Source organism: Acidobacteriota bacterium (assembly GCA_016700075.1).
Lineage (GTDB): Bacteria > Acidobacteriota > Blastocatellia > Pyrinomonadales > Pyrinomonadaceae > OLB17.
In genome coordinates this window covers 2,389,507-2,410,461 of the sequence record CP065000.1, presented here as the reverse complement: position 1 = coordinate 2,410,461, position 20,955 = coordinate 2,389,507, and the positions used below count along the sequence as shown (strand labels likewise).

The following is a 20,955-nucleotide window of genomic DNA, read 5'->3' as shown; positions in this document are numbered from 1 at the left end:
TGGACGCGTCGATCTGAGGCGAGCCGCCAGAGATCACAGAACGTATGGCCGAGTGTGCTTTACCCAAGCAGCTCGGCCATTTTTTGCGATGCCGCAGGATCAGCGGCCAGACGGTTTCGGCAACCGCAAGCGTGTCGTCGCGCGTCAAACCCTGTAATATGGAAACTATGCGAGCGATCTTGTTTGTGGTGATGATGCCGTTTGCCGTGCTTTTCGGGTGCTCGAACGCAGCACCGACGGGCGGCGTTGAGAATACCGAGTTTCAGACCGCTGACGGCGTTCAGTTCAGGGTCGAAACGGTCGCCGAGGGCCTCGAGGTGCCGTGGGCATTTGCGTGGCTGCCGAACGGCGATCTGCTGTTTACGGAACGCCCGGGCCGTGTGCGCCTGATCGAGGGCGGCAAACTGCGAACGGAGCCCGTTTTCACCGTGCCGGACGTTGAGCCCTCTAGCGAAAGCGGGCTGATGGATGTTTCGCTGCATCCGGATTTTTCGAAAAATTCGTTCGTCTATCTCGCGTATGCGTATCGCGAGGACGGCAAGCAGGTAAAGATCGTGCGTTACAGGCTTGCCGACAAAAAGCTGACCGAGCCGACCATCATCATCGAGAAAATCCCCGCCGCACCGAACCACGCCGGTACGCGTGCCCGTTTCGGGCCGGACGGAAAGCTGTATGTGACGACCGGAGACGCGACCGACTGGAACCTGTCGCAGGACAATATGTCGCTCGCCGGGAAGACGCTGCGTCTCAACGACGACGGTTCTGTTCCCAAGGACAATCCATTTGTCGGAAAAGCGGGATATCGCCCCGAGATCTGGACCACGGGACATAGAAACGCACAGGGCCTCGCGTGGCAGCCGGGCAGCGGGCTGATGTTTCAGACCGAACACGGGCCGAGCCATTTCGAAGGCCGCGGCGGCGGTGCGGACGAAGTGAACATCGTCGAAGCTGGCAAAAATTACGGCTGGCCGACGATCTACGGCACGCGAACGAAAGAAGGAATGGAGCCGCCGCTCGTCGAATACACGCCGGCGTGCGCTCCCGCGAGCGGTGCGTTCTACGACGGCGATAAGTTCCCGGTCTGGAAAGGCAATTTCTTTCTCGGCTGCCTTCGCGGAGCAAAGATCATCCGTATCGTAATGGACGGCCGCAAGGTCGTTCGTCAGGAAGACCTGCTCGCCGGCAACGTCGGCCGCGTTCGCGAGGCCGCAGCAGGGCCGGACGGATATCTGTATTTCTCAACGTCGAACCGCGACGGCCGCGGCACGCCCGACAAGGCGGACGACCGCATCATGAGGTTAGTTACGATTCCAGTGCCGTCTTCGCAGCGATGAGCTCTTCGCGCTGTGCGTCGGTGATCTTTGGATAGTGCAGGTTCATATTTTCGAGCCTGTTCACGATGACCTCGGAGATGGCGAGCCGCGTGTACCATTTCTTGTCGGCGGGGATGACGTACCACGGTGCGGCGTCGGTCGAAGTGGCTGAGATGGCGTCTTCGTAAGCACGCATATAATCGTTCCAGTAGCTGCGTTCGCGTACATCGCCGATGGAGAATTTCCAATTCTTTTCAGGCTCGGCTATGCGCTCCAGAAAGCGTTTCTTCTGCTCCTCGCGTGATACGTTCAGGAAAAATTTGATGATATGCGTGCCGTTCTCGGTGAGGTGCTGTTCCCAATCGCGTATGTGGTTGAAACGCTTCTGCCATATGTCGGGATCGTTCTTTATCTCGGGCGGGAGCTGCTGGCCCTGCAGTATCTCCTGATGCACGCGTACGACGAGCACCTCTTCATAATGCGAGCGGTTGAAAATGCCGATCTTGCCGCGTTCGGGCAGTGCCTTTTGGTGACGCCACAGATAATCATGATCGCGCTCTTCGGCTGACGGCGCCTTGAACGACGCCACCGAGACGCCCTGTGGATTGACGCCGCTCATCACGTGTTTTATCGCGCCGTCCTTGCCCGCGGCGTCCATCGCCTGAAAAACGATCAGCAGCGAATAGATGTCCTGTGCATACAGCATATCCTGCAGCTCGGTCATCCGCTCGATGTTCTTTTGCAGGGCATCGAGCGCGTCGGACTTGTCCTTCAGCCCGTCCGAGAACGCCGGATCGTGATCCTTTAAGTTGAGTTTCGTGCCTTCTGTTACGCGAAATTGGTCTATGTTCATATGTCTTTACGATAATCGGCGGACAGCGAGCCGCATCTCTTCCAAAAACTTGCGGTCGTAGTCTGACAATATCACCTTTTGCGATTCCATTTCCTCCATCAGTGAAAGGGCTTTCTTGTAGCCCGCGAGTGCGGCCGTCCTTTCCGCGGGAGAGCGTTCGCGTATCTTCGCGATCTCTGAATACACCGTCGCCAGGTTGTTCCGCGTGCGTTTATCGCGAGGATATTCGGCGGCGACGGCGGTGTACATTTCGACGGCCTCGTTGAAACTGTCGAGGGCCGCCGCGGTGTCGCCGTGATTCTTGCGGGCTTCGCCGAGCCGCGTCAGTGATGCCGCAAGGTCTGCCCGCAGGCGCCCGTTGCGCGTTTCAGTTTCAATAATGCCGCGGTAAATGCGGCTTGATTCTTCAAGATGCCGAAGTGCTTCGTCGGTCCTGCCCAGATCGTTGGCTGCCTGGCCGAGATGCGAGAGCGTTTTGGCGAGCCGCTGACGCGAACGCAGGTCCGAAGGGTCAGCCTCCGACGAGCGGCGGGCTATCTCTTCGGCCTTTTTCTGAAAAGCGTAGAATTTATCGTTGTTTATCTCTTCGTTGATGTTGCCGGCGAGCCAATAGATCAGCCATCTGTTCTCGATCGCGTCCGTGTTGGCCTCGCCCTGTTTTTCCGCTATTTCGATCGCCTTTTGCATCTCGGCCTCTGCCTCCGGCTGGCGCGATTCCCACGAGAGCGAATATGCACGCTGTGCGTAGCAGCTTGCCAGCAGGCGGTCGCGCGTCGGCGACGCGGGGACATCGGTCAAAATGGCGACGGCGTTGTCGTAGAAAGGTATCGCGTTGCCGTAGCTGCTCAGGCTGGTCTGGCCGACGCCGGCGTCGAAATTGAGCTGGGCGAGTGCGATGCTGAGTTCGTTGTCATCCGGCTGCTGCGTTCTCAGGCCGCTCAATATATCGATCGCACGCTTCAGATGCTCCTGTTCGGCGACGTAGTCGTTCGCTTCGCCCAAAACACGCCCGAGAGCCCGATGCGTCGCCGCCAGTTTACGCCGCGAATCTGCATCACTGACGCCCGCCGCATCTAGGTCCAGACGTATCCGCAGGGCCTTTTCGTAGCTCGCGACGGCGTCGTTGAGCATCACGAAATTGGGGTTCGCCGGATTGCCCTGCAGGTCGCCGACCTTTTCATATGCGGCGGCAAGCTCAGCCTGCAGCAGCAGATCGTTCTGTGCCTCGGCGGCGAGATCATCGAGATATTCGACCGCACGCTGCAGCATCAGTTCGCGTGCGGCAAGCGAGCCCTGCAGACGCTCGATCTTTGGCGCGATCTCAAACAGCAGCGAATTCGAAAGCTGGCGCAGATCGTTGAAACGAGCCTCGGCACGGTCGCGTTCCTTTCGCGTCTCGTTGAACTGCCACGCTGTAGCCGCAAGGCCCGCGATCAGCGACAGCAGCACGACGCCCGCAGCGGCGACAGCGACGCGGTTTCGCCTGATGAACTTGCCGGCACGATACGTGAAGGTGTTCGGCCTCGCCGTGACGGGCTCGCCCGCAAGATAACGTTCGATGTCGCGTCCGAGGTCCTCGACCGAGCCATAACGCATCGCCGGTTCTTTTTGCAGTGCTTTCAGGACGATGTTGTCGAGGTCGCGGTCGAGGCTGAGCCCCGAAGTATCCGCCTCGCCGCGTGATATCTCGCTTGGCCGCGGCGGATCGGCATCGGTGATCGTTCGGATCATCTCGTCGACGCTGCGGCCTTCGAAATTGAAAGGCTTGCGGCCTGTCAGAAGTTCATACAGCACCACGCCGAGCGAGTAAACATCGCTCAGCGTCGTTACATTTCTGCCCAAGAACTGCTCGGGCGACGCATAGCTCGGCGTGAACGCCCGAAAGCCCGTCTGCGTGGTGTTCGCGTCCATCTCGAATGCCTTTGCGAGGCCGAAATCGAGCAGCTTCGGCTCACCGTCAGCCGTTACGAGTATGTTTGACGGCTTGATGTCGCGGTGGACGATGAGATTTCGGTGTGCGAATGCGACCGCCGAGCAGACCTTCAAAAAAAGCCGCAGGCGTTCATCGACAGCGAGGTTTTCATCCGAAGCGAATTCGGTCAGCGGACGCCCGTCGATAAATTCCATCGCCAGATACGGCTCGCCGCGGCCGCTGACGCCGCCGTCTAGCAGCACAGCGATGTTCGGATGATGCAGATCGGCAAGTATCTGGCGTTCGCGGCGAAATTGCGAAACGACCTCGCTGCCCGCGATCGACTGGCGGACTATCTTCAGGGCGGCCTGCATCTCGAGCTGGCCGTCGATACGCTCGGCGAGAAAAACGCTGCCCATGCCGCCGCTGCCAATTTCGCGAATGATGCGGTAGTTGCCAAAGGTCTGCCCCTTGAAATTCGCCGTGCCTGTGCAAAGGCCCGCCTCCAGGTCAAGGGCGTTGGATTCGATGATGTTGCCCGTCTCATCGGCCGAAGCAAGCAGCGAATTGACCTCCGCGATCAGGCTGTCGTCGCCGGCGGCGGCGCGGCGCAGAAACTCTTCGCGGGCGGCGGCGGAAAGTTCCGCCGCCTCAGCGAAAAGCCTCTTTGTCAGCTCCCATCTCGTTTCGGCCATTGCGTGGACTGTTTCCCGATGATTTTAGGCGAAAACCGCAGTGAATTGCGAGAAACTTTTTCGCCGTAGTGAAAAATTCGTTTCGGTTTGCCGAAAATGTTACGATTTTCATTTGCCGAGAGGTGAGTAATGAATATCGGTATCACAGTTTATCCGACATACGGCGGCAGCGGCATCGTCGGATCGGAGCTCGGCCGCGACCTGGCCGAACGCGGGCATAATGTGCATTTCATCTCGTCGGTGCTGCCGACGCGCGTGACGGAATTGAACGAGCGTGTGCATTTTCACGAGGTCGAAATGATGTCCTACGCTCTGTTCGAACATCAGCCCTACGACCTCGCACTGGCGACAAAAATGGCGACCGTCGCACGTGCGGAAAAGCTCGACGTTCTGCACGTTCACTACGCGATACCGCATTCGATCTCGGCGATATTGGCACGCGAATCCATAAAGCAAAAGATGTACGTGCCCGTCATCACGACGCTGCACGGGACGGACATCACGCTGGTCGGCGCCGACCGCAGCTATCTGCCGATCACGCGTTACGGGCTGCAGCAATCGGACGGCGTGACGGCCGTTTCAAAGTTCCTGAAACAGGCGACCATCGAGACGTTCGATTTTGACGATATCGAGGTCATACCGAATTTCATCTGCCCGCTGCACTACACGCGGACGCCCGATTCGCCGCTTCGAGGCGAGCTTGCACCGAACGGCGAACGCCTGCTCGTTCACGTGTCGAATTTCCGTGCGGTCAAACGCCCGGCGGACTGTGTCGAGATAATGGCGGGCGTCAAAGCCGCCGGCAAAGCGGCTCGGCTGATCTTCGTCGGCGACGGGCCTGAGCTCTCGGCGGTTCGCTATCGAGCGGAACAGATGGGCATCAAGGGCGAAGTCACGTTCGTCGGTAAACAGTCGAATATCTCGGATTATCTCGGCATCGCGGACGTGTTTTTGCTGCCGTCGGAACTCGAATCTTTCGGACTCGCGGCCCTCGAAGCACAGGCCTGCGAAGTGCCCGTCGTCGCAACGCGCATAGGCGGCATTCCTGAGGTCGTAGGCGACGGCGAGACGGGATTCCTGAGCGATGTCGGCGACGTGACAAAGATGACCGCCGACACGCTGCGTCTGCTCGGCGACGAAGAAATGCGGCGAAATTTCGGCGAACGCGGCCGCAAGAACGCCGTCGAACGCTATTCCACCGAAAAGATCATTCCGCAATACATTGCGTTTTACGAAAAGGTGGTCCGCCGTGCGAAAGCTGCATCTGCCGCTTGAGTTTCGCCCACAGATGGACACGGATGAATGCCGATAGGTTCGTTCCGGATCTGAGTTCATCCGTGTTCATCTGTGGTTAATTTTCCGTATGCTGAAACGCTACATGCACGGCCGCGAACGGCACTTTGCGATGCTGAACGACAATCGCGTAGTTCGGCCTTTCGGCTGGGGCACCGAATACGTGATCGGCGAGACCGAGCCCGGCAGCGAGGCCGCCGAACTGAAACGCCTTTCCGCAGACTGGATCGAACGCAGCGATGAGTATTTTGCCTTGCCCGCGAACGGCATTGAATACATCGAAAACGACGCCGTCATACGATGGCAAAGCGCGGTGGAGACGCCCGACGCCGAGAATAATACCGCGATCGCACGCTATTTCCCCGCCAATAAGAACAAACGCTCTGCCGTCGTGATTTTGCCGCATTGGAATGCTAAGGCCGGGACGTATTTCGACCTTGCAAAGCTTTTCGCACGGCTCGGCGTGTCGGCATTTCGGCTGACGATGCCGTATCACGAAGAGCGTATGCCGCCCGATCTGGAACGCGCCGATCATCTGGTCGCGCCGAATATCGGCCGCACACTGCAAAGCGTCCGCCAGGCGGTAATGGACACGCGTGCCGCTGTTAAATGGCTGAAAACACAGGGCTATGAACGCGTCGGCCTGGTCGGCACCAGCATCGGCTCATGCACGGGATTTCTGGCGTTCGTCCACGATATGGACATCGAAGCGGGTGTTTTCAATCACGTTTCGGGCTATTTTTCGGACGTCGTCTGGCACGGGCTTTCGACCTATCACGTCAAAGAATCGCTGGAAGAACACGTCACGCTCGAAGAGCTTCGCGAGATGTGGCGGCCGATATCGCCGCTGACCTACATGCCGAAACTCGCCGCACAGCCGCCGCGGCCGCAGCGTTATATCTACACGCGCTACGACCTCACTTTCCCGCTCGACCTCTCGCTCGAAACGATGGCCGCACTCCGCCGCAACGGCATCAAACACTCCGAAACCGTCCTGCCCTGCGGCCACTACACTCTCGGCGAAAAACCGTGGGTCTATATCGACGGGTACAAGATCGTGTCGTTTTTGAGGAAGCACCTGCGGTAGCTCGATACACTCATCGTCGAAAATATTACTGCGATGTAACCTAAGCTGATTATCCGGAACTGTTCCGATCCAGAAAGCCCTTAATGATCGACTCCGACGGCATCCGAAATGTGGTGGCTGCAAGTGCGGCGATACTCTCCGCAAGATCGATCAAACCTGCTTTAGAAGCCTGCTCAAGGAGAGCAAAGGTCGTGAGCGTTCGCAGCCCTCGCCGTGTTGCCTCTCGAATGCCCCTACGATCATCCATCAATACGGCGTCAGCATCGATCTCAAGCGCAATGTTTATTGCCGCAGTTTCACCGGCGTCCAGGCCCTCGATAACGCTGCCGTCGATTATAGACCTCGATACAACCCAATCCGGTTTTGATCTGGCCCATTCTCGGACGATGAGTGGAGCATTCGGATGACACATCTCCCGAAGAACTTCCTCGGGCACCAGCACCTCTCCGAACAGTGCCGGAAGGACAAACTCTCTGTCAATGAGTATCAGATAATGGATCGGCGTCGTATCGGAAACAACGATCATTTGTTGAAGAGCAGTTCGATAGTTTGAAGATCACGTTCCATGTCTTCCTTATCATACGGGTTTGGAACATTACGATCCTTCAACAGCGCGTTAGCCTGATCGATCGAGAGGTCAAGGATCTCTGCGAGTCGCCCCAGGCTGATCTTCTCCTGCCGATAATTCTCGATGGCATAAGCCTCAAGCATCTCGCGTGCAAGTTCGTCTTCACTTCTAAAAGGCGGAATGAAGCCGTCCGGAATTGAAACTGTAACCTCCATAACAACTAAATTCTATCATCATTGAGCAGATTTCTACGAAATTATTGTTTCGGCAAAAAGCTGCGGAATCACATTGACGGGTACAAGATCGTGTCGTTTTTGAGGAAGCATTTGAAATAGGGTTGGCAGAAGCGCAATGGGATGCGAATTGATGCTAAAATCGTCTCGACCCAGATGGCAGTGATCCCGGCAAAACACAAAGCGACGATCGACGAGGCCGTTGAGCGGCTCATTTCGCGTGCGGAAAATGCACGCGGGCTTGTTGGCGGCGATATCGTCGCGCGTGTCGAGGCGGCACTCGAAAAATATCTTTTCCGCGACAACCCCGACATCGTAAATGCTGACATCAAAGCATTTATCGACGAAATTCGCGCCGACGACCTGTGCCTCGTCATTGCCTGCGAACGCGGCGATGAGACGGCATGGGAAGCTCTGGTACAACAATTCGACCCGACCGTAAAAAGTGCGGCACGCAAGGCAGCGTCGAATACCGAGGACGCCGAAGACCTTGCGTCGTCGATCTGGGCGGAGCTTTACGGCCTAAGGACCGATGCCGACGGCAACAAGAAAAGCAAGCTGGCGTATTATTCGGGCCGCGGCAGCCTCGGCGGCTGGCTGCGTGCGGTCACGGCGCAGCTTGCGGTGGACGGCTTTAGGAAACAGGCGAAATACGTTCAGATCGAGGAAGACCGCGAATTCGAGAATCTCGCGAATGAGGCCGCAGGCGAGGGCGAACTGATCGCGTATGACCCGAGCCCCGAAGATCTGCTGACAGACAGCCGCACAGCCGCCGACGTGACCGAGGCACTCGCTCAGACCGTCTCGGAACTCGACGCAGAAGACCGCCTGATAATGAAGCTCTATTATTTTGACGAGCTGAGGCTGAAACAGATCGCCGACACTTTCGGCTATCACGAGGCGACCGCCAGCCGAAAACTCGCCCGAATTCAGTCGGAAATTCGCAAGGGCGTCGAACGAACACTCAAAAACAAGCTCGGCTGGACCGATAACGAGGTCAAAAAATACCTGAGCGAGACGGCGGAAAGCCTCGGCGTCAGCCTTGAGACGATGTTCGCCGCGATCACGCTCGCGGTGCTGCTGCAAGAGATCTGGCTGTAGCGCGTTCTTAATATAGGCCGGGAGATCGGCCACAGAGAGCACAGAGAACACGGAGGGAAAAGGCAGAAGACAGAAGGTAGAAGCGCGGAGGGATTTGGTTTTGGGCTTTGGGTTTTTGATCTTTGTTTCCGGCCACCGGCCACTGACAACCGGCCACTTTTTCTCTGTGACCTCTGTGATCTCGGTGGCTAACAATTGAATGGAACCGTTATTCGACAAAGAAATTGATGCTATCCTGCGTGCTTCGCGGAACAGCATACCTGCGCCGACGCCGGCAGCCGCTCATGCGGACGCCGATGCGATGGCTGCGTTTGTCGAAAACGCTCTTCCGGAAAAGACGCGGCTGACGTATGCCGCGCATTTCGCGGATTGCGATGACTGCCGGCAAAAGCTCGCTCTCGCCGTCAGTTTACGTGCGCCTGAAACTGTCGCAGACGCAGTGCCTGCGGCGGTGCCGGCCGCCGTGTCCAAATTGCCGTGGTACAGCGGGCTTCTGCGTTCGCCGGGATTCGCGGCGGCGTTCGGCTTGCTGCTGCTGGCGTTTGCGGTCGGTTTGGGCTATTTGGTTTTGCAGACGCGGCAGGCAGAATCGGATTCTACGATCTCAAGGAACATCGAACAGGAACCTGCGGCAAACACCGCCGCCCCCGCAGCCAACATCGCTGCCGCTCCCGAGGAACAGAAGCCGTCAAATGCCGAGACGGCAGCTACGCCGTCGAACATGATCGCGGCTAACTCAACTGGAACGGGCCGCATGCCCGGCGGTTCAGGTTCGGGCATAGGTGTGGGACAAGGAACCGGCCTTGCTTCGGCTGACCGTGAACTTGACGCTGCTGCTCCGCCGCCGCCGACGGTTATGTCGGCTCCGGCACAGCCTGCCGCAGCGGCTCCTGTTGCTGATGACGCCAAAGCGGCGGAGGTCAGTAAAGAAGAGAGCAAGGATGCCGCCCTGGCGAAGCGAAAAGCAACAGAGGACCGCTTGGAACGCCGCGACGCTCCTCCGCCGGCAACCGCCAGATCAGCCCCGACGCGTTCCGGGCCTGCACAAGTGCAGTCGAACCAAGTTCAGCTCGACGGCCAGGCGGGCCGTGCACGCGAGCAAAGATCCGCGGGCGGCCGCACTTTCGAGAACGTGAACGGCGTCTGGACCGACACCGCATATCGCGGCCAGGCGACGACCAACGTCCGACGCGGCAGCGAAGATTACAAAAAGCTCGACAGCGGCCTTCGCTCGATCGCCGATCGCATTTCCGGCACGCTTATCGTCGTCTGGAAAGACAAAGCGTATCGAATTCAGTAGCTCACATTATTTATAGAGTCTTTCGACCTCTAATTTGCCGTCGGCTCCTGCCCACGCCCGCTCGAACTCACGCTGTACGAACCTCGCGGACGACGTCTTTCCCTGCTTTCTTAGGGCCTCTGCCAATCCGAAAAGTGCACGGCCGCTCCGAGGGCTTCGCTCTATCTCATCACGATAAACGGTTTCGGCTTGAGCATATTGGCCGTCTCTGAGCAGGGCGCGTCCCAACCATTCGCGAATGGGCAGGTCCCAATCGGGCGGCTCCGCGTAGTTGATCTTTCCCTCCAATTCAAGAGCGGAACGCAATAGGCCGATCGCTTTTTTGCGGTCGCCTTTCGATTCAGCGATCTGTCCGCTCAGCAGGTCATCGGCAACCTTCAGAACGGAGCTGACCGAATTGGTGAACAACGCAGCTTCTGCGGGTATCTTCGCTGCCGTCTCACGCATCGCGGCAAGCTCCTTTTCAGCATCAGCGGGCCGCCCGGTCTCGGCGAATGCCATTCCGCGGGCGAAATGCCAATGAGCTATCGTCGTGAGCATATGCGCGGCGGGCCGCGGGAACGCGAGCACCTCGTCCCATTTGTGGAACCGCACATCCACGATGATCGGATACGGCATGAACATCTCAACCGCCGGCACGTCCTTCACATTCGGGCCTGCGTTCGCGGCGAGCTCATTTGCCGTCTTGATCGCAGAGGCGTAATTGCCGTTCCCCGCAAATGACGCGGCAAGCATGTGTATATTGTGGTTGTAGTACATCAGCGGATACGCGCCCGAAGCACCGCTGCGCTCGATGAACTTCCTGTCCGCGATGATCGCCGCCTGATTGCTCTTGACCGACGCCTCGTAATCGCCCGTCCTGAGGTAAATATGCGAGGGCATATGCACCAGATGGCCCGCATTCGGCGCGAGGTCCATCAGGCGGTTCGCCGCCGCGGTGCCTCGTTCGGGCGTCGGGCTTGCCTCGACGGCGTGAATGTAATAGTGGTTCGCCCCCGTGTGGTTCGGATTGCGCCTAAGAACGCCCTCGAGGACGGCGATTATCTCGAGCGTTCCGGGTGCGGGTTTTCCATCGAGCGACCATAGCTGCCACGGACGCAGGTTCATCATGCTTTCTGCATAAAGCGTGGCCGCGTCAAGATCGTCAGGGTAATTCTTCACCAATTCCGCCATCGCCGCGGTGTAATCGTTTGCCAATTTCTGCTGATCCGCATTCGGATCCCGGGAATAGCGTTTTGCCAACGCCGCGATATACGCCTGCTCTGCCGGTGATGCTTTCGAGGCTGCTGCCTGTGCCTTTTTCAGGTACTGGTACGCGGCGGCAAAACGCTCGGGCCCTGCGGGGTCGTTGTAATTGGCACCCAGTCCCAAAGCGATGCCCCAGTATGCCATCGCGAGATCAGGATCCATCTCGGCCGCGTGTTTGAATGAGGCGACGGCAGCGTCATGATTGAACGCGTAAAGATAGGCTAGGCCTTGATTGAAAAATTTCTGAGCCTCGCTATTGTTCGTTGACACAGGATGGTCAACGTCGCCGAGCCCGTTGTCGAGCCAGATCGCTTTTTTGGTCGTAGCCGCTTTGGAAGTGCCGTGCCCGTGCTGAGCGCACACAAATGAAGCGGCTATCAAAATCAATGCTAGAGCTTTCATGATCTTGCCTCCTTTGGCTGTAGAATTTGTAGGACTTTTGCATAATATATAGCGTAAAACGATGCGAAACAAATCTATTGGTTATATGTTGCTAAGCGCCGCTGCACTTAGCCTTTTCTTGGCAGCCGGATCTCCGGCACAGAACGTAGGGTCAAAACCCGACCCCGAGGTCGCGAAGATGGTCAAAGAGGTCTCCGCCAAGAACATCGAGGGCTACGTTCGCAAGCTGGTGTCTTTCGGTACGCGGAACACGCTGTCGGAGCAGAACGACCCGACACGCGGCATCGGTGCGGCACGCGATTGGATATTTGAAGAATTCACGCGTATCAGCCGTGAGTGCGGCGGGTGCCTGGACGTGCAAAAACAGGCATTTACGCAGGAAAAGGCCGCCCGCATACCGGAGCCGACGGTTCTGACCAACGTTTTCGCGATATTGAAAGGCACGACCGCACCGGACAGAATTTACGTCGTTTCGGGGCACTACGATTCGATGTGCACTTCGCCGACGGACGCGAAATGCGACGCTCCGGGAGCGAACGATGATGCCTCGGGAACTGCCGTTTCGCTCGAGCTCGCCCGCGTGATGTCGAAGCGAAAATTTGACGCGACCATCATCTTTATGGCCGTTCCGGGCGAGGAACAGGGACTGCTCGGTGCCGCGTATTACGCCGAACAGGCGAAGCAGGCGAACATGAACATCGAGGCGATGTTCACAAATGACATCGTCGGCGGCGTGCTGACGAAAAAGGATTCGCCGCATCGTAAACGGGTTCGCGTTTTCAGCGAGGGCGTGCCGTCGAATGAAACGCCCGCCGAGGCGAACACGCGACGCAGCGTCGGCGGCGAGAATGATTCTTCGTCGCGACAGCTCGCCCGATACATCAAAGAGCAAGCCGAGCGGTATTTGAAAGACTTTAGTGTTTGGATGATCTATCGGCGCGACCGCTATGGACGCGGCGGCGACCACATTCCTTTCCTCGAACGCGGTTTCGCGGCGGTGCGATTTACCGAGCCGGACGAAGATTACACGCACCAGCACCAGAACGTCCGCACAGAGAACAGCATCAACTACGGTGACACGCCGGACCTCGTTGACTATGAATACAACGCCAATGTCGCACGCGTGAACCTGATCGCTCTCGCGGGACTCGCGAATGCGCCCGCAAAGCCGCGTAATGTCGGCATCGTAACCGGACGGCTGACCAACGACACCGACCTGAAATGGGACGCAAATTCGGAAGCCGACCTTGCGGGCTACGAGATCGTCTGGCGCGACACGACATCGCCGGTGTGGACCAACTCGCAATTCGTCGGCAATGTAACGGCGTACACGGTGAAGAATATGTCTAAGGACAACTACTTTTTCGGCGTGCGTGCGGTGGACAAGGCCGGCAACAAGAGCCCCGTGGTCTATCCGCGGCCCGCTCAGGCGGCGAGGCCGGCGGCGACGCCCAGAGCTTCGAATTAGCGTTTTCGTAACCTCGGTTTTACCGGATTTTCTTCGTCTGAACGTCGAAATGTGGTAGAAATATAGATTGCACGCGCAAATTCGGAAATTGGCAGTTGAGCCCTGGGGGCGTTCTTTTTGATGAAAAGTATTGTTTTGTTCGTGGCGGTCGCTGTTTTGGCCGCCGTTGGTTTATTTTTTGAGGCGCACACCTCGGCTCAATCGGATCGGCTCGGTCTCGCGGACAGCACTCTGGTGTCTCCGCACCTCGTTATCAGCCAATTTCAGGCAGGCTCGCCGGGAAATGCCAATGATGAGTTCATCGAGATACTGAACACGAGCGCCGCCCCGATCGACCTGAACGGCTACCGTCTCGTTTACCGCTCGCAGAACGGGACCAATGACGTAAATTTTCACGCCTGGACCACATCGACGGTGCTGCAGGCGGGGCAGTATTATCTGATCGCGTCCACATCCTATACGGGCGGCGTGACGCCGAACGTTACCTATAACAATGCAACATGCTCGTGTGCTCTGGCAGCCGCCAACGGCGGCCTGGCGATACGCCAGGGCGAGGCCAATTCCGGTGCGGTAATAGACGCGGTCGGCTGGGGAACGGGCAGCAACATCTTCTTTGAAGGAACACGAACGACGGCCCCCGGCGACGGCAACAGCAAAGCAAGGCTGCAGAACGGCTGTCAGGACACGGACGACAATTCGGTCGATTTTCAGACGCTCACACCTTCAGCGGCACGCAACACATCGACGGCACCCGTAACCTGTTCGGGCTCGGGAACCAATCTTTTCGCATCGCTCACAGCAAGCCCGACGACGGTCACACCGCCGGGAAATACTCTGCTGACGGCGACGGTCATTCCCGCGACCACGCCGCCGAGTACCGGCATTACCGTCACGGTAAACCTTACGAATATCGACGGCCCCGCGTCGCAGCCGCTTTTTGACGACGGTACGAACGGCGACGTTACGGCGGGCGATAATATTTTCTCGTTCCTGGCGACTGTCCCAACAACGGTCAGCGGCGGCACGAAGCAGATAACGGGCCTCGCAGCGGACGGACAAGGCCGGACGGTCAATCTCAACCTGAACCTCAACGTCAACGCGCCGCTGCCGAACGAGAATCCGCTGCTGTTCGGCAACCCGTCGAACGCAACGTCAGATCCGGCAAATCAGAACAATTATTTGATCGAGCGGCCCGCATACACGCTGTCCTACAACAGGTCGAAAGGCACGCCGAATTGGGTCGCGTGGCGTCTTGACACCTCGTGGATCGGTTCGGCGAACAGCGGCAGCTTTAGCCCTGACACATCACTGCCGGCGGGCTGGTATCAGGTACAGCCGAGCGATTATTCGGGCTCAGGTTACGACCGCGGGCATATGTGCCCTTCGGGCGACCGCACCGTCAATCAGACGATCAACGATTCGACGTACCTGATGACCAACATCATCCCGCAGCTGCCTGCGAACAATCAGGGGCCGTGGGTCGATTTTGAGAACTACTGCCGCACGCTCGCCAGCCAGGGCAACGAGATCTATATAATCTCAGGCCCTCATGGAAATGCCGGCACCATCGCGGGCGGACAAGTGGTCATACCGCAGGTCACCTGGAAAGTAGTTCTGATATTGCCCAACGGCAATAATGACCTGCAGCGTATTACGAAGGCAACGCGCGCATTTGGGATCATCGTCCCAAATCAGCCGCCTCTGACGCAGTCAACGCCGTGGCGGACCTTCAGAACGACCGTCGATGCGGTCGAATACCTTACGGGATACGATTTCTTCTCCGCGATAGGCAAGAATACGCAGGAGATTTTAGAGAGAAAACGGGATAAGCAGTAATGTTCTATAAGAATTCATTTCGCGGCATGGCCCGCTTTGCGGTCGTAATTTCGCTCTCCGCCTTAACTGCGGTTTCCGCATTCGCACAACGCGAATATCCGATACACGCAATTCAGGGCGATAAGAACGTATCGCCGTACGAACGGCAGATGGTAAAGACCACGGGCATTGTTACGGCCCGTGTGCGCAACGGATTTTTCATCCAATCGCCCGACGACAAGACCGACAACAACCCCGCGACCAGCGAAGGGCTATTCGTCTTTACCCGAACCGAGCCCCGCGGCGAGGCCGCCGTCGGCAATCTGGTCAGCGTGACCGGCCAGGTGACCGAGTTCAGGCCCACTGCGGAGCCGATGTCGCTGCCGATCACGCAGATAGTGATGCAGCAGAACCGCGACCTGATCCAGGTCCTGTCGAAAGATAATCCGCTGCCGAAACCAACCGTCATCGGTGCGAACGACATGAGCGCCCGCACCATCGACGAGCTTGAGCGGTTCGAAGGTATGCGGGTGATGGTCGCTGAAATGACCGTCACGCAGCCGACAGGCGGGCGCATCGACAACATAAACAATAGGGCGACGTCGAACGGCGTTTTTTACGGCGTTGTAAAGGGAATGCCGCGGCCTTTCCGCGAGCCGGGATTCAACATTTACGATTTCATTCTGCTGCCCGACAAGGATAAGAACGATTTCAGAAAAAATTGGCCCAAGATGCCGATCTTCAACTCGAACCCGCACGTATTGCGCGTCGAGAGCATGGCACAGCTAGGCTCGCAGGCCATCGACGTACCGTCGCAGACCGAGCTGAAGAACCTGACGGGCGTGATGTATTACGCGTTCCGCTCGTACGCGATATTGACCGACCCCGATTCGAGGCCGTCGGTCTCGTCAACGCTGAAGAGCTTTAAGATGCCGGCGCCCACCGACACGCAGTTCTCGGTGGCGGCGATGAACGTGGAAAATCTGTTCGATGACGAGGACGATCCGGGAATAAACGAAGAGATCGTAACGGCGGAATCGTTCACGCAGCGCCTGCGAAAGATATCGGCCGGCGTTCGGCTGGTAATGAACATGCCGGACGTCATCGGCATGGTCGAGGTCGAAAATCAGGCATCGCTGCAGCGGTTGGGCAACCGCATAAACGCTGACGCCGTGGCAGCGGGCGGCACCGATCCCAAATATGAGGCACACGTCGTTCGCGGCAACGACGGCCGCGGCATCAATGTCGGTTTCCTTGTGAAAACGTCGAAGATCAAGGTGCTCGAGGTAAAGCAGTTCGGCAAGGACGAAAAGTACACTTCGCCCGGCTCGCGTGAGCAGCGTCTGCTGAACGACCGTCCGCCGCTGATGCTGCGTGCGTCCTTTACTCCTAAGGACAGCGAAACGCCGTTCGAATTCATCACGGTCGTGAACCATCTGAAATCATTCCTCGGCTACAACGACCCGAAACGTCAGGACGACGTAAGAACGAAAAAACGCCTGCAGGCCGAGTTTCTCGCCAAATGGGTACAGGCGACGCAGACCGCCGATCCGAACGCGAAGATCATCCTCGTCGGCGATTTCAACGCGTATCAGTTCAATGACGGCATCGTCGATGTGATCGGAGCGATCAAGGGCACGCCCGCACCACGCGACCAGGTGATGAATCCGTCCGAGGACCTAGTGAATCCCGATATGGTCAACCTTGTCGATCTGATCGCCGCAGACCAGCGCTATTCGTATCATTTCGACGGAAACGCCCAGGTGCTGGACCACATCATCGTCAGCCAGTCGCTGCGGCCATTCATTCACGGCTTCGGCTACGGGCGGCTGAACGCGGATTTTCCGAAAGCTTACCGGAACGACAACGAGCGGCTCGAGAACTTCTCGGACCACGACCCCGCGATCGCATATTTCAACACGACCCCGCGTGCCGCCAGGCCGCAGCAGTAGAGGCCGCAGATCAGCTTTCGAAAATGACCTGTGCGACGGCGTGTTCGGACGTGTGGGAAATTGAAAGGTGAATTCGCGAGGCTCCCATCTCGTTGAACAGCCGCTCTGCCTCGCCGCTGAGTTTCAGCGACGGTGCTCCGGCGTCGTCATTCTCTACCTCGATGTCCGTCCAGGCGATCTTCCCTCGCCAGCCTGTTCTCAGTGCTTTAAGAAATGCTTCTTTCGCCGCGTAGCGTGCAGCATACGAACTGTCGGCGCCCGCGCCGCGGGCGTCGCAGTATTCACGTTCGGCGTCGGTGAACACTCGCTCGCGAAAACGCGGCGTTCTGGCGAGCGTTTCGCGTATGCGATAGACTTCAACTATGTCGATGCCCGTCGAGATGATCATGGAACAGGGGTCAGTGGCCGTTGGCCAGTGGCCGGATGATGAAAGAACTTTAGCAGATTCAGGCTTTTGTTGGCGAGAACGCAGCGGCGTAAAGGTGCTTGTTTGCACCGCATTGGAAGCGGCGGGCTTTGCGAACGGGTTTTCGACGCGGCTCGGCGGCGTGTCCGCAATACCTGAGAACAGCCTGAATCTTGCGGGGTATAACGACGATTCAGAAGAGCTGATCGCCGAGAACAGGCGGCGTTTTTTGAATGTTGTCGGTGATGAATTTCTGCTCGCGACCGTCTGGCAGGAGCACGGCGACCGCATAAAATTGGTCAAAGATGACCAAGATATTCCGGAGAATGACGACAAGGCAGATGCCGTTGCCTCGGCGATGGACGGCATTCTTGCGGCGGTAAAAACGGCGGACTGCGTTCCAATTCTGATAGGGGACACGGCGACGCGGAGCTTTGCCGCGGCCCATGCGGGCTGGCGCGGAACGGCGCTGTCGATAGCAAAAAAGGCTGTCAAGATGCTGATGCGTGAATTCGGCGCGACGCCTGAAAACATGATCACGGCGATCGGCCCTGCGGCATGCGGGCGAAATTATGAGATAGGCGAGGACGTGATGACGGCTTTTCGCGAAGCTTTCGGTGACGATGTGATGCGGTATTTTTCGCCGACTCGGCCCGGCCACGCACTTGTCGATCTGCATGCAGTCAACCGCGACCAGCTCATCGCGGCGGGAATTCCGGATACCGCAATTTTCACGGCTCCATATTGTACAATGGAACGCGACGATATTTTCTTTTCTTATCGAAAGGACCGGCCGAAATACGGCAAGACGGGGCGGCTGCTCTCCGTCATCGGACGTTCGCCGTCAGCGTGATATTCTGGGTTTTCGGCGCGTAGCAAACCTCATCAGTACAAGCCTGAAACCGCACGGCGACGTTCACGGAGATCGTAGAACCACGGTAGTTCGCCGGCACCGTCACGTTGAACGGGAACCGCACCTTGCCTGTGTAAACATTCAGAGGGCGTTCCGAGAACGCTAGTTTTTTGTTGCGGCCCGGCGGATAGGCGACGCGGCCGATGGTGATGCCGCGGGCACTCGGGCGGACCGTTGTGGGAATGGCGTATTCGCTGCCGGGACGATTGGAATTGGTATGAAGCCCTGCGGGAATGTCCAGCACGACGACCGCACGAGCGGTCTTGCCTCGGGATACTGTTCCGTTGCCTATCGAGCCGCTTGCCGACTGAGCTGAAGCCTGTTCAGCGGCACCGAACACCAACAGCAGAAACGCAGCAACGCTAAGTGTGAATACGCTTTTTCTCATAAGAATTATCGATGTTTTTCCCCATCTTCGGGTTGTAATCATTTGACCGAAAAACTCGAGACCAATGCGATGACGCGGCTTTCCGCATCAGCGTCAAGTTCGCCCGCCGACGTAACTTTTAATTGATACAAACTATCGCCGGAAACCGCAAGCTTGTATGTCACGGCGAGCGGTACTTCCCTTTCTTCAGACGTTCCTTCGACGACCGCATATTTTCTGCCGTCGATGACCTCGTCGATCTTCGAAGGCGAATCCACGGCACGCATTGCATCAGCAGCCGCGCTCGAAAGGCTCTTGCCCTTGAGCTTGACGATCTCGGCACGTATCTGGCGAATGTTGTCCTGTGCACCTTTGCCGTATTCCTTGGAGTACGATTCGAACGCCTTCGCAGGGTCGCCGTTCAGAACGTGGAGCATACCCTCGGGCTTTTCGATATAAAATGCGTCCGTTTCAATGGTCTCGGGCTCGAACGCCGCCGCAGCGGAACGCTTGATACGCGTTGAGGCGTAAACCATCAAAGCGACAAGTATCAATCCGGGTATCAGAATTTCCATAACTCAATGCAAACAATCCAAAATGCAAAATGCAGAATGCAGAGTGAAAACGCTCCCTGTCTCCCTGTCTCCTTGTCTCCTTGTCTCCCTGTCTCCTTGTCTACCTGTCTCCTTGTCTTCAGATCATGCCGCTTTCTCCATCGCGGCCAACTGCCCGCATGCGGCGTAAATGTCGCGGCCGCGGGGCGTGCGTACGTATGCATCGATGCCCATCGATTCGAGCGTCGATTTGAAACGCGCGACCGCCTCCGGAGACGAAGCGTCGTAATCCAGCTGTTCCGCACCGTTGTGCGGGATCAGGTTTATTTTCACACGCGAGAGCTGAAACCTATCCAGCAGCCTCGCAAGTTTTCGGGCATCTTCGGGCGAGTCGTTCACACCGCCGAGCATCACGTATTCAAACGTGAACCGCTCGCCGCGGCGCAGGCTGCCCTCAAACTCCTTTGCCGCCGTCATCAGCTCGTCGAGATCCCAGCGTTTGTTTATCGGCATCAGACGGTCGCGAAGTTCGTCCGTAGCCGCCGTCAACGATATCGCCAGATGCGGCCGGTCGGGCAGCGTCGCGAATTCGTAAATTTTCGGCACGATGCCCGCGGTCGATATCGTAACGCGGTTCGGCACGATGAAAAGCCCGTCCTCGTCGGCCGTGATGCGAAGAGCGGTGATCAAATTCTCGAAATTCAGGAAAGGCTCGCCCGCTCCCATGCCGACCAGATTCGTTCCGTGCGGCGTCTCGGCCGCTTCGCCGTAAACGTCGTTCAGGACGATGATGATCTGTTCGACGATCTCGCCGGCGGTCAGATTTCGCAGCAGGCCGAGCTGTGCCGTCAGGCAGAAATCGCATTTCAGCGGACAGCCCGACTGCGACGAAAAACAGATCGTGTCGCGGCCCTCTGTGGGAATAAAAACGGTCTCGACGGGCCGTCCGTCCGCCGTTTTCATCAGATAACGCCGCGTTCCGTCGGTTGAAACGTATTTTTGTTCGACCGTCAGACGCGATATATCGGCACGCTCGGCAAGCTTTTCGCGAAACTTTTTCGGCAGGTCCGTGATGTCATCAAACGACCGTAGACGACGCTGATGCACCGCTTTGAATATCTGCGTGGCGCGATACGGCGGCTCGCCGAGCGATTCGACGAACTCGCGCAGTTCCGCACGCGGCACTCCCGTGATGTGCAGCTTTTCGATCACTCTTTAGATTTTACCGCAGTTAGCGAAATCTTGCGTCGTTCATCGAAACGTCAGACGCTAAACCACCCGCTACCGCAGGTGGTTCTGACGGCCCGCAGTTAGCGAAATCTTGCGTCATTCATCGAAACGTCAGACGCTAAACCACCCGCTACCGCAGGTGGTTCTGACGGCCCGCAGTTAGCGAAATCTTGCGTCGTTCATCGAAATGCCAGACGCTAAACCACCCGCTACCGCAGGTGGTTCTGACGGCCCGCAGTCAGCGA

General features: G+C 57.7%; 18 protein-coding genes. 9 read left to right on the top strand and 9 right to left on the bottom strand.

All coding sequences use genetic code 11. The annotated features are described in order from the left end of the window. The first annotated feature begins 158 nt into the window (after positions 1-158). Entirely contained in the window at positions 159-1,334 is a 1,176-nt protein-coding gene (locus IPM50_10945; GenBank protein ID QQS32182.1) for a PQQ-dependent sugar dehydrogenase, read from the top strand. Here IPM50_10945 and IPM50_10940 read toward each other — a convergent pair. Together IPM50_10940 and IPM50_10935 are read right to left on the bottom strand one after the other, a co-directional pair. Continuing rightward, positions 1,303-2,166 (bottom strand): polyphosphate kinase 2 family protein, encoded by an 864-nt coding sequence (locus tag IPM50_10940; protein QQS32181.1) that lies wholly within the window; start codon positions 2,164-2,166, stop codon positions 1,303-1,305. The genes IPM50_10945 and IPM50_10940 overlap by 32 nt on opposite strands. 6 nt (positions 2,167-2,172) lie before the next feature. After that, positions 2,173-4,773, bottom strand: coding sequence for a serine/threonine protein kinase (locus IPM50_10935; protein QQS32180.1), 2,601 nt, complete (start codon positions 4,771-4,773; stop codon positions 2,173-2,175). Between the two features lie 129 nt (positions 4,774-4,902). On the opposite strand from IPM50_10935, the gene bshA reads away from it, so the two are divergent. Continuing rightward, entirely contained in the window at positions 4,903-6,048 is a 1,146-nt protein-coding gene (gene bshA / locus IPM50_10930) for an N-acetyl-alpha-D-glucosaminyl L-malate synthase BshA (GenBank protein ID QQS32179.1), read from the top strand. 88 nt (positions 6,049-6,136) lie between these two features. Next, a complete protein-coding gene (locus IPM50_10925) occupies positions 6,137-7,153 on the top strand; it encodes a hypothetical protein (protein ID QQS32178.1) in 1,017 nt (338 codons plus the stop codon). Positions 7,154-7,202: 49 nt separating this feature from the next. On the opposite strand, the gene IPM50_10920 is transcribed toward IPM50_10925, so the two are convergent. Together IPM50_10920 and IPM50_10915 are read right to left on the bottom strand one after the other, a co-directional pair. Continuing rightward, the gene (locus IPM50_10920; protein ID QQS32177.1) at positions 7,203-7,679 is read right to left on the bottom strand and encodes a DUF3368 domain-containing protein; all 477 of its coding nucleotides are present in this window, start codon (positions 7,677-7,679) and stop codon (positions 7,203-7,205) included. Next, entirely contained in the window at positions 7,676-7,936 is a 261-nt protein-coding gene (locus IPM50_10915; protein ID QQS32176.1) for a UPF0175 family protein, read from the bottom strand. Before IPM50_10915 ends, IPM50_10920 begins: the two co-directional genes overlap by 4 nt. Before the next feature lie 174 nt (positions 7,937-8,110). Between IPM50_10915 and IPM50_10910 the strand changes: the two genes are divergently transcribed. Further along, entirely contained in the window at positions 8,111-9,055 is a 945-nt protein-coding gene (locus IPM50_10910) for a sigma-70 family RNA polymerase sigma factor (GenBank protein ID QQS32175.1), read from the top strand. Between the two features lie 199 nt (positions 9,056-9,254). Next, positions 9,255-10,355, top strand: coding sequence for a hypothetical protein (locus tag IPM50_10905; protein QQS32174.1), 1,101 nt, complete (start codon positions 9,255-9,257; stop codon positions 10,353-10,355). Positions 10,356-10,361: 6 nt separating this feature from the next. Here the strand turns inward: IPM50_10905 and IPM50_10900 are convergent, their stop codons facing one another. Then, positions 10,362-12,005 (bottom strand): tetratricopeptide repeat protein, encoded by a 1,644-nt coding sequence (locus IPM50_10900; protein QQS32173.1) that lies wholly within the window; start codon positions 12,003-12,005, stop codon positions 10,362-10,364. A gap of 61 nt (positions 12,006-12,066) precedes the next feature. Here IPM50_10900 and IPM50_10895 point away from each other — a divergent pair, with 61 nt between their 5' ends. The 3 genes from IPM50_10895 (at position 12,067) to IPM50_10885 (ending at position 17,240) form a co-directional block, all read left to right on the top strand. After that, positions 12,067-13,473: a M28 family metallopeptidase gene (locus IPM50_10895; GenBank protein ID QQS32172.1), complete on the top strand. Its 1,407-nt coding sequence runs from the start codon at positions 12,067-12,069 to the stop codon at positions 13,471-13,473. A 120-nt stretch (positions 13,474-13,593) separates the two neighbouring features. Then, a complete protein-coding gene (locus IPM50_10890; protein QQS32171.1) occupies positions 13,594-15,309 on the top strand; it encodes a DNA/RNA non-specific endonuclease in 1,716 nt (571 codons plus the stop codon). Beyond that, entirely contained in the window at positions 15,309-17,240 is a 1,932-nt protein-coding gene (locus IPM50_10885; protein ID QQS32170.1) for a hypothetical protein, read from the top strand. The genes IPM50_10890 and IPM50_10885 overlap by 1 nt, the downstream gene beginning before the upstream one ends. 10 nt (positions 17,241-17,250) lie before the next feature. Here the strand turns inward: IPM50_10885 and IPM50_10880 are convergent, their stop codons facing one another. Beyond that, complete coding sequence (locus IPM50_10880) at positions 17,251-17,628, bottom strand: holo-ACP synthase (GenBank protein QQS32169.1); 378 nt, start codon at positions 17,626-17,628, stop codon at positions 17,251-17,253. Between IPM50_10880 and pgeF the strand changes: the two genes are divergently transcribed. After that, positions 17,603-18,499, top strand: a complete 897-nt coding sequence (pgeF, locus tag IPM50_10875; GenBank protein QQS32168.1) for a peptidoglycan editing factor PgeF — start codon at positions 17,603-17,605, stop codon at positions 18,497-18,499. The genes IPM50_10880 and pgeF overlap by 26 nt on opposite strands. Here the strand turns inward: pgeF and IPM50_10870 are convergent. From IPM50_10870 to rlmN, 3 genes are all read right to left on the bottom strand, one after another. Then, positions 18,474-18,947, bottom strand: a complete 474-nt coding sequence (locus tag IPM50_10870) for a protein-disulfide reductase DsbD N-terminal domain-containing protein (protein ID QQS32167.1) — start codon at positions 18,945-18,947, stop codon at positions 18,474-18,476. The two genes, pgeF and IPM50_10870, sit on opposite strands and share 26 nt — an antisense overlap. A gap of 38 nt (positions 18,948-18,985) precedes the next feature. Continuing rightward, positions 18,986-19,501: a hypothetical protein gene (locus tag IPM50_10865; protein QQS32166.1), complete on the bottom strand. Its 516-nt coding sequence runs from the start codon at positions 19,499-19,501 to the stop codon at positions 18,986-18,988. A 123-nt stretch (positions 19,502-19,624) separates the two neighbouring features. Continuing rightward, positions 19,625-20,674, bottom strand: coding sequence for a 23S rRNA (adenine(2503)-C(2))-methyltransferase RlmN (gene rlmN, locus IPM50_10860; GenBank protein ID QQS34506.1), 1,050 nt, complete (start codon positions 20,672-20,674; stop codon positions 19,625-19,627). Between the last annotated feature and the right edge of the window lie 281 nt (positions 20,675-20,955).

Excerpts from the sequence above, each read along its gene's own strand:
- IPM50_10865 (QQS32166.1), bottom strand. The coding sequence starts at position 19,501 with ATGGAAATTCTGATACCCGGATTGATACTTGTCGCTTTGATGGTTTAC.
- IPM50_10915 (QQS32176.1), bottom strand. The coding sequence starts at position 7,936 with ATGGAGGTTACAGTTTCAATTCCGGACGGCTTCATTCCGCCTTTTAGA.
- IPM50_10905 (QQS32174.1), top strand. The coding sequence starts at position 9,255 with ATGGAACCGTTATTCGACAAAGAAATTGATGCTATCCTGCGTGCTTCG.
- IPM50_10900 (QQS32173.1), bottom strand. The coding sequence starts at position 12,005 with ATGAAAGCTCTAGCATTGATTTTGATAGCCGCTTCATTTGTGTGCGCT.
- IPM50_10870 (QQS32167.1), bottom strand. The coding sequence starts at position 18,947 with ATGAGAAAAAGCGTATTCACACTTAGCGTTGCTGCGTTTCTGCTGTTG.
- IPM50_10910 (QQS32175.1), top strand. The coding sequence starts at position 8,111 with ATGGCAGTGATCCCGGCAAAACACAAAGCGACGATCGACGAGGCCGTT.
- pgeF (QQS32168.1), top strand. The coding sequence starts at position 17,603 with ATGTCGATGCCCGTCGAGATGATCATGGAACAGGGGTCAGTGGCCGTT.
- bshA (QQS32179.1), top strand. The coding sequence starts at position 4,903 with ATGAATATCGGTATCACAGTTTATCCGACATACGGCGGCAGCGGCATC.
- IPM50_10890 (QQS32171.1), top strand. The coding sequence starts at position 13,594 with ATGAAAAGTATTGTTTTGTTCGTGGCGGTCGCTGTTTTGGCCGCCGTT.
- IPM50_10945 (QQS32182.1), top strand. The coding sequence starts at position 159 with ATGGAAACTATGCGAGCGATCTTGTTTGTGGTGATGATGCCGTTTGCC.
- IPM50_10895 (QQS32172.1), top strand. The coding sequence starts at position 12,067 with ATGCGAAACAAATCTATTGGTTATATGTTGCTAAGCGCCGCTGCACTT.
- IPM50_10880 (QQS32169.1), bottom strand. The coding sequence starts at position 17,628 with ATGATCATCTCGACGGGCATCGACATAGTTGAAGTCTATCGCATACGC.
- IPM50_10920 (QQS32177.1), bottom strand. The coding sequence starts at position 7,679 with ATGATCGTTGTTTCCGATACGACGCCGATCCATTATCTGATACTCATT.
- IPM50_10885 (QQS32170.1), top strand. The coding sequence starts at position 15,309 with ATGTTCTATAAGAATTCATTTCGCGGCATGGCCCGCTTTGCGGTCGTA.
- IPM50_10925 (QQS32178.1), top strand. The coding sequence starts at position 6,137 with ATGCTGAAACGCTACATGCACGGCCGCGAACGGCACTTTGCGATGCTG.
- IPM50_10940 (QQS32181.1), bottom strand. The coding sequence starts at position 2,166 with ATGAACATAGACCAATTTCGCGTAACAGAAGGCACGAAACTCAACTTA.
- IPM50_10935 (QQS32180.1), bottom strand. The coding sequence starts at position 4,773 with ATGGCCGAAACGAGATGGGAGCTGACAAAGAGGCTTTTCGCTGAGGCG.